Source organism: Streptomyces sp. SID13031, from assembly GCF_010548305.1.
Classification (GTDB): domain Bacteria; phylum Actinomycetota; class Actinomycetes; order Propionibacteriales; family Kribbellaceae; genus Kribbella.
Genome location: NZ_JAAGLV010000011.1, coordinates 227558 through 241828, shown reverse-complemented (window position 1 = coordinate 241828; position 14271 = coordinate 227558). Strand labels below are relative to the sequence as shown.

Here is a 14271-nt window from a genome sequence, read left to right as displayed (position 1 = left end):
CTACCGGGCTGTCCGAAAGCACGAACGCCCGAAGAGCCGTGGGCTGCTTCGGACGTCGAGAGAGACCCGAACGGCGTCAGCCGGTCGGGTGGGGTGCCGATGGCCGGCCCGGGGTCGGGCCGGCCTCAGCGGGTGGTGATCAGTTCTTCTTGCTGCTGTTCGCCGTCGCCTCGGCGGCGTCGTCAGTGAGCAGGTCCAGCGGCATCGCCGGGCTGCCGGACAACGTGGCCAGCATCTGCCGGACGTTGGTCAGCTGCGCGTTGATGCTGTCGCGACGCTGGGTCGCGGCGGCCAGCTCGCGCTCGGACTCGGCACGGATCCGCTCGGACTTGTCCTTCGCGGCCGCGACGATCTCCTGGGCCTGACGGTTGGCGTCGGCCAGCTGCTGCTGGGCCAGGCGCTCCGCCTCGGACCGGGACCGGTCAGCTTCGCGCTGCACCTGGGCCGCACGGTCGGTGACCGCCGCCAGCTGCTGCTCGGCCAGTGCCGTCCGGGCGGCGAACTCCTGCTCGACCTTGCCGCGGCGCTCGGCCAGGGTGGTCTCGAAGGCGGCCGCTGCCTGGGCGGACTTGGCCCGCTCCTGCTCGTACAGAGCCTGAGCCTCGCTACGGCGCGCAGTGGCGTCGCGCTCGGCCTCGTCGCGCATGTCGTCGGCCTGGGTGCGGGCCTCCTCGAGGATGCGGGCAGCCTCGGCGTCGACCTCGCTCTTCCAGTCCAGGGAGTACTGCTCGGCCTCCTTGCGGACCTTCTTGGCGTGCACATCGGCGTCGGCGACGATCGCGTCGGCGTCGGTCCGGGCCCGGGTGACCAGGTCGCGGGCCTCGTCGTCGGCCAGCGACAGGATCTTGGCGACCCGCTCACCGAACTCGGTGAAGGTGGGCGTGCGGTCCTTGTTGTCCTCCTGGGCGGTGATGACGGCCGACTCGGCCGCATCCGTCCGGGACTGCAGCTCCTGAACGTGGCGCTGCAGCTGCTCCGACTGCTGCTGCAGTGCGGTCAGCGAGGTGGTCAGCTCACGAACGTGCTGATCCACCTGGGCAGGCTCGTAGCCACGCAGAACGGTGCGGAACGGGGTTGGGGATTCACTGCTCATGTCTTCTGATGCTCACTTCGGTGGGTGGGTGGATCACACATTGTCACTGACAAGGATCTGACTGTCACGTCCTCATCCTGATTCCCCCGTGGAACCCTCGCTACCGGACATTCCACCACCTGCGTGGAAGCCAGGGATAGCGAGTGCCTCGATCACACCCGAAAGCTGGGTGAGCTCCTTGGTGATCTCGTCGCGGCGCTGGTTCAGCGCAGCGACCCTCGCCTCGGCGTCGGCGAGAAGTTTTCGGGCCTGCGCGCGCAGCTCGTCGGAGTGCTCGCGGGCCTGCGCCTCGAGCCCCTGGGCCTCGGCGCGGGCCTTGCGGATGAGCTCGTGCGACTGGCGCTGGGCGTTGGCCAGATCGTTGGCGGCCTGCTCGCGCAGTACCTGGGTGCTGGACTGCGCCTCGGCCTCGCGGCGGTTCGCCCGGGTGATGATCTCCTTGGCCTCGACCTCGGCGTTGGCCTTGAGCCGGTCCACCTTCGCCTGGGCCTGCGCGGTCACCTTCTCCGCCTGCCCGGTGACGGAGGCCAGCGTCGACTCGGCCTGCGCGTTGGCCGAGGACAGCGTCTTCTCGGCGAGCGCGGTCAGCTCCGCGTTCTCGGCGGCGATCGCGCTCTGGGTCTCCTTGAGCCGGCTGGTCGAGCGGCTGACCACGCGGCGCAGGTGCGCGCGCTTGCTCCGGGCCAGCTCGGCGACCTCGATCGCGGCCCGGTCGCGGATCCCGCGGGCCTCCCGCTCGGCGGTGGCGACCAGGTCGTCGACGGTCTTCTTGCTCCAGGTGGTCTGCTTCTCAGCCTCGGCGAGCGCGGTCTCGGCCGCCTTGTTCGCGTCCTCGACGATCCGCTGCGCCTCGGCGGACGCAGTACGCCGGTCTGCCTCGATGCTGTCGACGACCAGTTTCGCCTGCGCGCGGGCGTCGGCCATCAGCCGCTCGTTGGCCTGCTCGGCCTCGGCCTTCTGCCCGTTGATCTCATCCACGGCGGCGGCGCGGAGCTTGTCGATCTCGAGCGAGATCGCGGCCAGCTTGGCGCGCTCGGTCTCCTCCAGCTCCGCCGTCCGGCGCTCGAGCTCGGCCCGGTTCTCACCGCGCAGGCGCTCGATCTCGGCGTGCGCCGCGGCGATCTGGGCGCGTGACCTCTCGCGGGCCGTGTTGGCCTCGCGCTCGACGGACGTGCGCAGCTCGATCGCCTCGGACTCGGCGCGGGCGATCAGCTCGGCCTCGTTGCGGACCGCTCCCTGCGAGACGAGCGCGGCCTGCTCACCCGCGTCGACGACGAGCTGCTGGGCCTCGCGGCTCGCGCGCTCCACCGCCTGCGCCGCGTTCTCGCGGGCCTGGCGGGCCTCTTCGACGATCTCGTCGGCTTCTTCCTTCAGCCCGGCGGCCTCCGCCTCGGCCGCGGCGATCCGCCGATCCGCCGCCGCCTGCGACTCCTCCCGGAGCCGATCGGCCGCCGCGTGCGAGTCGGTGCTCAGCTTCTCCGCGGCCGCCTCGACCTCGCTGCGCCGCTGCGCCACCTCGTCCGAGACCGTGCTGCGCAGCTCCTCGGCGGCACTCTCCGACTCGGTCTTCAGCCGTTCTGCCTCGGCCGCAGCCGTACTGCGAACCCGCTCGGCCTCCGCGGTCGACTCGCTCCGCAGCTTCTCGGCTGCCGCGGTCGACTCTCGCTCCAGCTGCTCGGCAGCGTTGTTCGCGTCCGTCGTCAGCCGATCGGCCGCGGCCTGCGCCTCGCTGCGGACCCGCTCCGCTTCGGCGATCGCTTCCGAGCGCACGCGCTCGGCCTCAGCGGTCGAATCCGCCCGCAGCTTCTCGGCAGTGGCAGCCGACTCGGCGCGCAGTGCCTCGGCGGCGCCGGTCGACTCGGCGCGCAGCTTCTCGGCGGCGGCGATCGACTCGTACTCGAGTCGCTCTGCCTCGGCCTGTACTTCGGTGCGAACCCGGTGAGCCTCGGCTTCGGACTCGCTGCGGAGTTGCTCGGCGGCGCGCTCGGCATCGCTGAGGAGTCGCTGGGCGCTGGAGTGCGCATCGGCGCGCAGCTTCTGCGCCGCCTGATCGGCCTCCGCGCGCAGCGCCCGCGTCTCTTCCTCGGCGGCGGCACGCAACTGCTGCGCGTGCTGCTCAGCTTCGGCCTGCGCCCGCTCGGACTCGGCGCGGATCAGCTCGGCCCGCTCCAGCGCGGTGTCGTTCTCGTACTCCGCTTGCTCGCGCAAGGTGTCCGCGATCCGCTGCGCGCGCTCCAGCACACCGCCCGCTTGCCGCACGCCAAAGGAACCGGCGTCGGGGACCGGTTCCTGGGTCAGCGGCAGACGCTGTGCGTCCATGCGACGAGATGATTCCATCTCCGGCCCCCTCTCCAACAGTCCGGGTCCCAAAGCCGTGGTCACGTAACTACAACGAGCGAGATGCGTAGACGGGTAACTTCTTTTTCATGCCGCTGCGCGATCTTCCCACCGAATCGAAGGCCGCGGCGGCACTGCTCCGGACAGAGGAGCTAGGACACCGAAGGACCTTACGACGAACCCAGTGGCAAGGTGTAACCCTCGCGTGTCTTTCAGTGGGCGTCGCGGTGGCCATCCTGTTGCCGGGCAGCGCGAGTACAGGCTGTTACCTCTGGCGGGCGACGACCCAGCCCGTCAGCGGTCGCGGCGCGGCCCTGGCACTGCCCCTCGTGCTGATCGCCCTGGTGCTCGCAGATCGCTTGTCGGCGGACAAAATCGCCCTTCGCCGGCAGGTCCGCGGCTGGGGTGCGGTGGCGGTCGTCCTGGTCGCCGCGACCGCGTGGACCGGGCTGGCCTGGCAGGGCAGATCAGGCTGCGCGAGCTCACCGGCTGTGATCGGCTTCGTCGTCTGCGGCGGCCTGGCGGCACTGGTCGCGACCCACTGGGCGACCCGGTTGCCGGCCGTTTCCCCGCTGCTCGGCGACCCTTCGAAAGCTCTGGAAAATTCTTCGGAAGAAGTCCTCGACCAGTCCGCATTGCGAGCAATCTTCCTCCAGCTGACCTCTTTCACCGAGTCTCGGGCGAGCTCACGACCCGTCGTGGTGCCCGTACTGGCCGGCTCGCTGGCGGCGATGCTCCTGCTTTCAACCGTCCTCCCCTGGCGCGAACTCCTCGACCCGGTGGCCCTCGGCCCGGCCGGCGCAGAGGCCGGCCTGATCCGCGTCCAGCTCTGGGAGATCCCGTACGCCGAGACCTGGGCGGTGCTGCTCGCCCTGGCCGCCGTGGCCGTGCTCTGTGCCGCCGTAGCTCGCTCCCTGCCGGTGCTACGGGTCTTGTCCGTACTAGCCGGGGCTCTCGCCGTGGCAGGTGTCCTCACGGCGCTGGTCCAGTTGCCGGACCAACTGTCCGACGGCGTTGGATATCGGCCCGCGATTGGCGCTTGGCTCGCACTTGCTCTTGGCCTGCTACTGCTCGGCTTGGGAGTCGGTGCTCGCAGGCGGCAACTACTCGCGGTCTTGGTCGCGGCGGCTGTCGGCGTGGGAGCCGGACTGCTCGCACCCGCTGCGGCAGCACCGGCGTACAAGCCTGTAGTGATTGCAGGGATCCCGCATCGGCTGCTGGATCTGGAGGGCGGGCAACTGGTCGACCGGCTCGGCATGCGGGTCGCGATCGGTACGTCGGACCCGTTGGACTCGGTCGCTGGGACGCTGGACGGAACGCCGGGCCAGTGGCTGCTCGGTCGTACTGGGTCGGAAGGGTCGACCCTGTTCGAGTACCGCGACGGGGTGGCGTTCCCCCGGGTGACCTTGAGCCATGGCGTGACACCACCCGCACTACTCGGTGTGGAAGACAACAAGATGGTCTTGCTCGCCGGTGGGGCCGGCAGCCGTCCGTGGGCGATCCTGGCAGTCCCGCTGACCCTGGTGGCAGCCGACGTGAGCCTGAGCCACAAGAACCCCGACGGCTCGTACTACGTGACGCCTGACATTGATGTCCTGGCGACGGGCCAGGGTCCGGCCCTGACGCATCGCAACGCGGACAGGTCGATCGTGATCTGGGGAGGCTCGACTACTTGGCAGATCCCGGCCGATCGGTTGCGGGCGGGTCTGGACCTCACGGCCTCTGTGGTGAACCCGGGTCCGGGTGCTCCTGGCAATGCCGTCTCGACCGGGCCAGACGGCACTACTGCCTGGCGGACCAGTCGGACGGGGCTCGCTCTGGTCAGGCCCGGCTCGACACCGCAGCAGGTCACCGGCGTCGCGCCTGCCGGCTGTCAGCTGAGCAGGGATGCCGCTAGCTCGTCGCTGACGGTCGACGCCTTCGCTGTCGACGTACGAGGCAACCTGTGGCTCGGGGGTAGCGCACCGACTGCAGTGGTCACTCCGGACGGCGTACTGCGTCAGTTGCCGGGCGGGGCCACTGGGGTGGACAGCATCGAGGCGCGGCCGGATGGGTCGGTGCTGCTCGGGACCTCGCCGGGTGGTGGCGACCAGATCCTCGAGATCACGGGTGCTGCCGGGGCGGCCGCGTCGTACCCGGCCGCAGCGGAGCCGGATGCTCGATGCGATCGCAGGACGCCGGCTAGCGGGAGTACGCAGTACAGGGTGACCGTGGTGCCGGTTGTGCCTGCAGTGGATCCGCCGGGGAAGGTGGCGGCTGGTGCCGGGACACAGCTGGCTCTGGATGGGCGTGGGCGGCTGGTGCAGGTTCGGTTGCCCAATGCGGCTCACACTTGGGCTCCGGACGGCCTGGGCGGCGTCTGGTGGACTGTGAGTGGTCGGGGCAAGGTGTCGAACGAGATCGCCGTCCATCTCGTCGGAGGCGTGGCCAAGGTCGTACAGGACCCTGCGCCGGGACTACCGAACCAGCGAGGTGAGTACGCGGCCGCGGCTGGGGATCGGCTGGTCACTGCGATCAGTGGGAACCTCTACAACTTCTACGGGCCGGGTAGTCAGGTCAGCCGGGTCAAGGTCGCGGGCGTGCTGCGGCCGGACGGGCTGGTTCAGTTGGGCTCGGGCGATGCCGCGATGGTTCTTGGCGAGCGGCTCGAGCTGGTGAGTCGGCAGGGGCGGATCACGCCGCTGTTCGGCGGGGCCAGTTCGGGGTGGCCGATCTCGTCGACGGAGGTCGCGCCGAGTCAGTGGACGACGGACGGCGAGTGGTTCGCCGGTCCCGACGGCAAGCTCTGGGGTTATGACGGGAGTCATCTGGTGCGGGTCGAGGGTGCTGGGCGGATCACCACCATCGCCGGGCCGGCCCAAGGTGTCCCGCAGGCGGCCGACGAGGTCACCGTCATCGGCCGCTCGCTATTCTTTGCCTTAGGCAACGACATTGTCAGGCTGGATCCGAAATGACCGATCTGCCTCCCGATGAGCAGCTGCCGCTGCAGCTCGACGGCCTGGAGCGGGAGCTCGGGATCCGGCAGCATCGGTGGTTCGCCCTCGCGATGCTGCTCACCGCGCTCGCGGCCGGAATCACGCTACTGCTCCCCTGGACCTACAGCCGCCGGCTCGGCCTGTCGGTCTGGCAGCTGGGGATCGAGACGCAGCCGACCCTGGCCCTCACCTGGGCAGCCGGCCTCATCGCCACGGTATTGACTCTCATCCTGCCCATCGGCCCCAAGTCACAAGCAGCCGCCGCAATCACCGCAGTCATAGCCCTCATCTACCTCACCGGCTGCTGGCAAGCCCGCGACCTCTCCCCCCTCACCGACACCTGGCCAGGCCCCGGCCCCACCTTCGCCCTGACCACCGCCCTCCTCTGGCTCCTGACCACCACAGCCCACCTGCTAGCCACCCGCCCCCACCACCCACCCCCAACCCCCGAAGCCCTCACCGCCGCCCAAACCCACCTCCGCCGATTCACCCGGCGGAGGGAGACAACACCTCCTAGCGGTTGAGGTCAGTGGGACTGCGATGCGCGAAGGTGGTGTGGTGAGCGTCATCGCTCTCGCAGTACTGGGCTTCCTCGGAGTACCGGCTGCTGTTGGACACACTCGGACCGCGTGGAGCCCACCGGCGTACAGACCGCTGCTGCTGTGGTTCACCGGACTACAGGTGCTGGTGAACGGGTTCATACTGCTGGCGCCCGGGCCCGCATCTGGCACGAGGGTATTCGCGCTCGGGCTGGGTCTTCCTGGGCATACGAGGACTGAGGGCCGCGCAACGCCGCCAAACTTTCCCTCGTCGTGACCAGTAGGCAGACTTGCTCGAGACCAGGAAGGAGGTAGCTCAGTTCCCAAAGGCGCCGAGTTGGGCGTCCAACGTCCAGATTCGGATTGGTGTCGCGGACGGAACCCTGGCGCGGTACTGCTCCATCTCAGCGAGTATGCCCGCGTCCCCCACTCCAACGTCTGACTTCATAAGCATCGGTAGAGCCGGGACATGCCCGTGGCCGTCGATCAAATCCTGGATGAAGTCTGCGTTCCAGACAGCGCCCGACGCCGCCCAGGGCGTCGCCCCCACAACCGCTTGGCCGAGAATCTGCACGAACTTCTCGACAAACGACCAGCGGCTGCCACCCTCGATCTTCGCGACGGCGTTGCCCGTCTCGATGACGGTGGTTATCGGTAGCACGAAAGTCGCGTCCTCTTGCTGCCAGGCCAGGAACTCCGCCGTGACGGTCTCTCGCTCGCCGTTCCGTTTGGGTACGTCGAGAAGGTTCAGCAAGATCGAGGTGTCTACGAAGACCGCTACAGCCACGCTCAACCTATCCCGAGGAGTCTGTTGATCTGGTCGTAGTTCTCGTCAGCAGCAGCCGCCTTGGTGATCAGGCCGCTGGTGACTGCCTGGCCGAGGCTTTGCTGAGCCATCAGCGAGAGGTACCCAGGCAGCTGAACCAGCGGCACAACCTTGCTGGCACCCGACTTGGGTTCGCGCTCGCAGAGGAGAACTCCACCATGGTCGTCACCCTCGAGTGCATCCAGAAGTGCCGGGCTGTGGGTGGTGAGAATGAGCTGGAATCCGCTGTCCCGCGACGATCGTTTCACCAGGTCGAAGACCATCGCGGCCTGCGAGGCGTGCAGTCCGTTCTCAAGCTCCTCGATCACGAGACACAGCGGATGGGCAGCGGCATCAACGGGCGTGATCGAATCCAGATCAAGGCCCGCACCACCGGCTAGGGCAGCCGTGGCGATCGCCATCATCCGCAGCATGCCGTCGCTCATCTGCCTGGCCGGAATGGTGACCGATTGCCGACCTTTGCGTTCCTTGAGCGCCAGCATCACATCGCCGAAACCGCCACGGCCGAGCTCCACCGAACGGATCTCGTTCTCCGGGAGCTGCTTGATCGCCTCCAGCAGTTCGGCGAACTTGGCCGGGTTGTCATGCTTCAACCGAGCTACCGCCGCCGACAGGTTGTCGCCGGCTCTACGGAGTACCGAATCCTGGGTCGGGACATAGCCTCGCATCAGATGCGGTACCGGATCGAGATGGAAGACCCCGGCGAGGACCGCCAGGCCCTTCTCCAGATCTCCGAAGGTCTGCCGCTGCGGCTTCGTCGTACCGGTTCGGAGAATCAACTGGGCTGCGAGCAGATGAGACGACCTGAAGGTCTGGACGGGATTGCGGCCCTTCTTCCCGTTCCAGACCGCAGCCTCGATGTCCCCTCGGTCGAGGTGCGGCGCCACGCTACGGAGGACCTGTTTCGTCCAGTTACCGTTGCGGCCGAGCCAGACGTCTTCCGAGACGATCCGGACATCTGGGCGTACCTGGATCTCCACATCGAGATAGATCTGGGCACCTGTGGACAGCTCGATCGTCGCGCCTATGCGGAAGCTGTCCGCGCCATGTGCTGCGCATCCCTCGGCGCCCCCTCGGATGCCAGCGGATTCCCGCCGGCCTCCCTCGAGGGCGTCGCGGACCTCCTCACCCTTGGCGAGCTGGGCCAGAACCTCGATGGCATCAAGCGCGTTCGACTTTCCGCTCCCGTTACGTCCGATCAGGATCGTCAATGGTTCCAGCGGGATCGTCGCGTCGCGGTAGGACTTGAAGTCCCTCAGCCGCAGCTCGGTGATCCTCGAGATCTTCATGTCTACGACCCTAGCGGCTCCTCGATCCTTCAGTGTTGATACGGACCGTCCGTCGGTCATGCACAGCACCCGCTAGTGCCACACCCGGATCAGCGAAAGGCCCCCGCGGACATGGTGTCTGCGGGGGCCGATCGTTCAGTGCTTCTGGGCTCAGGTGTCCTGGATGCCCGAGGCGCCGCCACCGGCGATCTCGGTCAGTTCCAGGTCTGGGTCAGCTGCCGCTGCCTTCTCGGCGCCCGTGAAGGTGAAGAACTCCGGGATGCCGTCCTCGTTGACGGTGCCCTCGGGGGCGACGTCGACGAGCACGATCTGGCCGGGACGCAGTTCCCCGAACAGCATCTTCTCGGCGAGTGCGTCCTCCACGTCACGCTGCAGCGCGCGACGCAGTGGGCGAGCACCCAGGACCGGGTCGAAGCCACGCTCGGCGACCAGAGCCTTCGCCGCCGGGGTGAGCTCGATGCCCATGTCCTTGTCCTTCAGCCGCTCCTCCACCTGCGCGACCATCAGGTCGACGATCTTGACGATCGCCGCCTTGTCGTGCTGGTGGAAGACCACGATCTCGTCGACGCGGTTCAGGAACTCGGGGCGGAAGTGCTGCTTCAGCTCCTCCGTCACCTTCGCCTTCATCTTGTCGTACGAACCGGCCGTGTCGCTGGTCTGGGAGAAGCCGAGACTGCCCTTGGAGATGTCCCGGGTACCCAGGTTGGTGGTCATGATGATGATGGTGTTCTTGAAGTCGACCACCCGGCCCTGGGCGTCGGTCAAGCGACCCTCGTCCAGGATCTGCAGCAGCGAGTTGAAGATGTCCGGGTGGGCCTTCTCGACCTCGTCGAACAGCACCACGCTGAACGGCTTGCGGCGGACCTTCTCGGTCAGCTGGCCGCCCTCTTCGTAGCCGACGTACCCGGGAGGCGAACCGAACAGCCGCGAGGCCGTGTGCTTCTCGGAGTACTCCGACATGTCGAGGCTGATCAGCGACTTCTCGTCACCGAACAGGAACTCGGTCAGCGCCTTGGACAGCTCGGTCTTACCGACGCCGGACGGGCCGGCGAAGATGAACGAGCCGCTCGGCCGGCGCGGGTCCTTCAGACCCGCACGCGTCCGCCGGATCGACCGGGACAGTGCCTTGACGGCGTCGGTCTGGCCGATGTAGCGCTTGGCCAGCTCCTCCTCCATCTTGAGCAGCCGGGAGGACTCCTCCTCGGTCAGCTGGAAGACGGGGATGCCCGTCGCGGTGCTGAGCACCTCGGCGATCAGCTCCTCGTCGACCTCGGCGACGACGTCCATGTCGCCGGCCTTCCACTGCTTCTCCCGCTCGGCCTTCGCGTTGATCAGCTTCTTCTCGTCATCACGAAGAGAGGCCGCCCGCTCGAAGTCCTGGGCGTCGATCGCCGACTCCTTCTCCCGGCGGACGTTCGCGATCTTCTCGTCGAAGTCGCGCAGGTCCGGCGGAGCCGTCATCCGGCGGATCCGCAACCGGGCGCCGGCCTCGTCGATCAGGTCGATCGCCTTGTCCGGCAGGAAGCGGTCCGAGATGTACCGGTCGGCCATCTGCGCCGCGGCGACCAGGGCCGGGTCGGTGATGGTCACCCGGTGGTGCGCCTCGTACCGGTCGCGCAGACCCTTGAGGATCTCGATCGTCTGCGAGATCGACGGCTCGGCCACCTGGATCGGCTGGAACCTGCGCTCCAGGGCCGCGTCCTTCTCGACGTACTTGCGGTACTCGTCGAGGGTGGTGGCACCGATGGTCTGCAGCTCACCACGAGCCAGCATCGGCTTCAGGATGCTGGCCGCGTCGATCGCGCCCTCGGCGGCACCCGCACCCACCAGGGTGTGGATCTCGTCGATGAACAGCACGATGTCGCCGCGGGTGCGGATCTCCTTGAGGACCTTCTTCAGCCGCTCCTCGAAGTCACCGCGGTAGCGCGACCCGGCGACCAGGGCGCCGAGGTCGAGCGAGTAGATCTGCTTGTCCTTCAGGGTCTCGGGCACGTCGCCACGCACGATCGCCTGGGCCAGGCCCTCGACGATCGCGGTCTTGCCGACACCCGGCTCACCGATCAGGACAGGGTTGTTCTTGGTTCGCCGGGACAGCACCTGCATGACCCGCTCGATCTCCATCTCGCGCCCGATCACCGGGTCGAGCTTGGACTCACGAGCGGCCTGGGTGTAGTTCCGGCCGAACTGGTCGAGCACCAGGGAGCTGCTGGGAGCACCTTCGGTGGTCCCGGCGCCGGCTGTCGCCGTCTCCTTGCCCTGGTACCCGGAGAGCAGCTGGATGACCTGCTGCCGGACCTTGTTCAGGTCCGCACCGAGCTTGACCAGGACCTGCGCTGCGACACCCTCACCCTCGCGGATGAGGCCGAGCAGGATGTGCTCGGTGCCGATGTAGTTGTGGCCCAGCTGCAGGGCCTCACGCAGGGAGAGCTCCAGTACCTTCTTGGCGCGAGGGGTGAACGGGATGTGCCCACTCGGAGCCTGCTGTCCCTGGCCGATGATTTCCTCGACCTGAGAACGGACAGCCTCCAGCGAGATCCCAAGGCTCTCCAGAGCCTTGGCGGCGACACCCTCACCCTCGTGGATCAGGCCGAGCAGGATGTGCTCGGTCCCGATGTAGTTGTGGCTGAGCATCCTGGCCTCTTCCTGGGCCAGGACGACTACCCGACGGGCGCGGTCCGTAAATCGTTCAAACATCGCCAAAGCGCTCCTTGCCTCAGAGGAGTCGGTTGTGCCGTATAGGCCGACCCCCGTACATGCATGCTAGTCCCCGGCACCGACAGGCTCGCTCTCAGCGAACAAGCGACGACCTCCGGTACGGCCGCGAAGTGGGGATCACAAGGGAACAACCTCGCTCAGCGCCCCCGTGTTCCCGGCGCGCCCGGTGTTCGCCACCAGCGAATTCGTCCCTATTGCTGTCCGGTCAGGCACCGGCTCGCGCCGACCCACCCAACAGTGTCCACACTGTGAAACGGCCGGAATGCGGACGGTCCCGGTGCCATCACAGGCACCGGGACCGGCAAGTCCGGAAAAGCTACTACTTGGCGTCGTTGTAGGCCGCGCGAACCTCGGCCGAGATGCGGCCTCGCTCGCTGACCTCGTAGCCGTTGTCCTTGGCCCACGCGCGGATGTCCGCGGAGTCGGTCGCCGACCGGCCTCGGCCACGCGTCCGGCCGGCGCCGCCACGGCGGCCGGAGACCCGGCGCCCGGAGCCGACATACCCGGCCAGGGCGTCGCGCAGCTTGGCGGCATTCTTTTTCGACAGGTCGATCTCGTACGTCGAACCGTCCAGTCCGAAGGTCACGGTCTCGTCGGCCTTACCACCGTCGAGATCGTCCTCGAGAACTACCTGAACTCTTTGCGCCATCGATGACAGTCCTTTCCGCGCCCGCCACCGGGCACAATCCCCCTGCCGAATTTCTTGTTACTGATTTGTACAGCACAAACCGGTAAGTTGTCATTCAACAGGCGGAATGGATCGTAAAGATGTGACTAAACCGTCCGGCCCGCCGACGCTGCGCATCCATCGTGACGATGGGTATTCATCCCACTCCCCGACCGGATCAGGGAAAGAATCGGACCCGGGAATGGATTTGACCGTTGGTTGTGCTATGCAACGGCTCCCGGGTCCGCCTTTTAGCTGATGCCGATCGTCACTCCGGCCGGAGCAGCGGGAACAGAATCGTCTCCCGGATGCCGGCCCCGGTGAACAACATCACCAGCCGGTCCAGGCCCATCCCCATCCCACCGGCCGGCGGCATGCCGAACTCCATCGCGCGGAGGAAATCCTCGTCCAGCTCCATCGCCTCTGGATCACCGGCCGCGGCCAGCAACGACTGTGCCACCAGGCGTTCACGCTGGATCACCGGGTCGTTCAGCTCGGAGTAGCCGGTGCCCAGTTCGACCCCGTTGATGATCAGGTCCCAGGCCTCGACCAGGCCCGGAATTTCGCGGTGCGGCTTGGCCAGCGGGCGTACCGACTCCGGATAGTCGCGGACATAGGTCGGCTGGATCAGCGTGTGCTCGACCAGCTTCTCGTAGATCTCCAGGGCGATCTCACCGGCATTCCAGGCCGGCTGCAGCTCCACCTCGTGCTGCTCGGCGATCTTGATCAGCCGGGCCGTCTCGGTGCTCGCGTCGACGGTCTCGCCGACCGCTTCGGAGACCAGCTCGAATAGCGTCGCGTGCCGCCACGGCTGGTCCAGATCGATCTGCGAACCGTCGCGCGCGGTGACGACGCTGCGGCCGACCGCACGCGCCGCGTTCCGGATCAGCTCCTCGGTCACTTCGGCGATCGAATCGTAATCGCCGTAGGCCTGATAGGACTCGATCATCGAGAATTCCGCCGCATGGGTCGAGTCCAGACCCTCGTTACGGAAGGTCCGGCCGATCTCGAAGACCCGGTCGACCCCGCCGATCATCGCCCGCTTCAGATCCAGCTCGAGCGCGATCCGCAGCTTCATCTCCTGGTCGAACGCGTTCAGGTGGGTCACGAACGGCCGGGCCGCGGCGCCGCCGTTGGTCAGCTGCAGGACCGGCGTCTCCACCTCGATGAACTCGTGGCCGTCGAAGGTCGAGCGCAGCGACTTGAGCACGGCTGCCTTGGTACGGACCATGTCGCGAGCCTCGGCCCGGACGATCAGGTCGACGTACCGGAGCCGGACGCGGGCCTCCTCGTTCAGCGGCTTGTGCTCGTTCGGCAGCGGCCGCAGCGTCTTGGCGGCCATCTGCCAGCCGGTCGCCTGCACGGACAGCTCACCGCGGCGGCTCGTCACCACCTCGCCCTGCACGGACAGCAGGTCGCCGATGTCGACCAGCGCCTTGTACCGGGCCAGCTCCTCCTCGCCGACCTCGGCGAGCGACAGCATCACCTGCAGCTCGGTGCCGTCACCCTCGCGCAACTGGGCGAAACAGAGCTTGCCGGTGTTGCGCTGGAAGATCACCCGGCCGGTCACCGCGACCAGCTCGCCGGTCCTGGTGTCGGGCTCGAGCTCCTGCCCGTCGTACTTCGCCCGCAGGTCCTTCAGCAGGTGCGTCCGGGGCACCGAGATCGGGTAGGCCTGCACCCCCTCGGCCAGCAGCCGGTCACGCTTCTCCCGGCGTACCCGGATCTGCTCGGGCAGGTCATCCTGCCCGCTGTCGGGGGTCGCCGGGTTCTCACGTGGTTCAGTCATGCCTCAAAGGCTAGTGACTGACCGCCTCCTGCAACGAATCC

General features: G+C 67.6%; 9 protein-coding genes. 2 read left to right on the top strand and 7 right to left on the bottom strand.

Features of this window, described 5'->3' with window-relative positions; genetic code table 11:
- Positions 1–139: 139 nt before the first annotated feature.
- Both G3I17_RS22985 and G3I17_RS22980 read right to left on the bottom strand, forming a co-directional pair.
- The gene (locus G3I17_RS22985; protein ID WP_164599615.1) at positions 140–1093 is read right to left on the bottom strand and encodes a DivIVA domain-containing protein; all 954 of its coding nucleotides are present in this window, start codon (positions 1091–1093) and stop codon (positions 140–142) included.
- Between the two features lie 72 nt (positions 1094–1165).
- Positions 1166–3412: a kinetoplast-associated-like protein gene (locus G3I17_RS22980; protein ID WP_164599614.1), complete on the bottom strand. Its 2247-nt coding sequence runs from the start codon at positions 3410–3412 to the stop codon at positions 1166–1168.
- Positions 3413–3657: 245 nt separating this feature from the next.
- Between G3I17_RS22980 and G3I17_RS22975 the strand changes: the two genes are divergently transcribed.
- A complete protein-coding gene (locus G3I17_RS22975) occupies positions 3658–6384 on the top strand; it encodes a hypothetical protein (protein ID WP_164599613.1) in 2727 nt (908 codons plus the stop codon).
- Positions 6381–6929 (top strand): hypothetical protein, encoded by a 549-nt coding sequence (locus G3I17_RS22970; protein ID WP_164599612.1) that lies wholly within the window; start codon positions 6381–6383, stop codon positions 6927–6929. Before G3I17_RS22975 ends, G3I17_RS22970 begins: the two co-directional genes overlap by 4 nt.
- 331 nt (positions 6930–7260) lie before the next feature.
- Here the strand turns inward: G3I17_RS22970 and G3I17_RS22965 are convergent, their stop codons facing one another.
- The 5 genes from G3I17_RS22965 to lysS form a co-directional block, all read right to left on the bottom strand.
- Positions 7261–7731, bottom strand: a complete 471-nt coding sequence (locus tag G3I17_RS22965; RefSeq protein ID WP_164599611.1) for a hypothetical protein — start codon at positions 7729–7731, stop codon at positions 7261–7263.
- 2 nt (positions 7732–7733) lie between these two features.
- Positions 7734–9059, bottom strand: a complete 1326-nt coding sequence (locus G3I17_RS22960) for an AAA family ATPase (RefSeq protein ID WP_164599610.1) — start codon at positions 9057–9059, stop codon at positions 7734–7736.
- Between the two features lie 150 nt (positions 9060–9209).
- Entirely contained in the window at positions 9210–11753 is a 2544-nt protein-coding gene (locus G3I17_RS22955) for an ATP-dependent Clp protease ATP-binding subunit (protein ID WP_164599609.1), read from the bottom strand.
- A 340-nt stretch (positions 11754–12093) separates the two neighbouring features.
- Positions 12094–12423, bottom strand: a complete 330-nt coding sequence (locus tag G3I17_RS22950; RefSeq protein ID WP_164599608.1) for an Lsr2 family protein — start codon at positions 12421–12423, stop codon at positions 12094–12096.
- 286 nt (positions 12424–12709) lie between these two features.
- The gene (gene lysS / locus G3I17_RS22945) at positions 12710–14230 is read right to left on the bottom strand and encodes a lysine--tRNA ligase (protein ID WP_164599607.1); all 1521 of its coding nucleotides are present in this window, start codon (positions 14228–14230) and stop codon (positions 12710–12712) included.
- Between the last annotated feature and the right edge of the window lie 41 nt (positions 14231–14271).

Excerpts from the sequence above, each read along its gene's own strand:
- G3I17_RS22960 (WP_164599610.1), bottom strand. The coding sequence starts at position 9,059 with ATGAAGATCTCGAGGATCACCGAGCTGCGGCTGAGGGACTTCAAGTCC.
- lysS (WP_164599607.1), bottom strand. The coding sequence starts at position 14,230 with ATGACTGAACCACGTGAGAACCCGGCGACCCCCGACAGCGGGCAGGAT.
- G3I17_RS22980 (WP_164599614.1), bottom strand. The coding sequence starts at position 3,412 with ATGGACGCACAGCGTCTGCCGCTGACCCAGGAACCGGTCCCCGACGCC.
- G3I17_RS22985 (WP_164599615.1), bottom strand. The coding sequence starts at position 1,093 with ATGAGCAGTGAATCCCCAACCCCGTTCCGCACCGTTCTGCGTGGCTAC.
- G3I17_RS22970 (WP_164599612.1), top strand. The coding sequence starts at position 6,381 with ATGACCGATCTGCCTCCCGATGAGCAGCTGCCGCTGCAGCTCGACGGC.
- G3I17_RS22955 (WP_164599609.1), bottom strand. The coding sequence starts at position 11,753 with ATGTTTGAACGATTTACGGACCGCGCCCGTCGGGTAGTCGTCCTGGCC.
- G3I17_RS22950 (WP_164599608.1), bottom strand. The coding sequence starts at position 12,423 with ATGGCGCAAAGAGTTCAGGTAGTTCTCGAGGACGATCTCGACGGTGGT.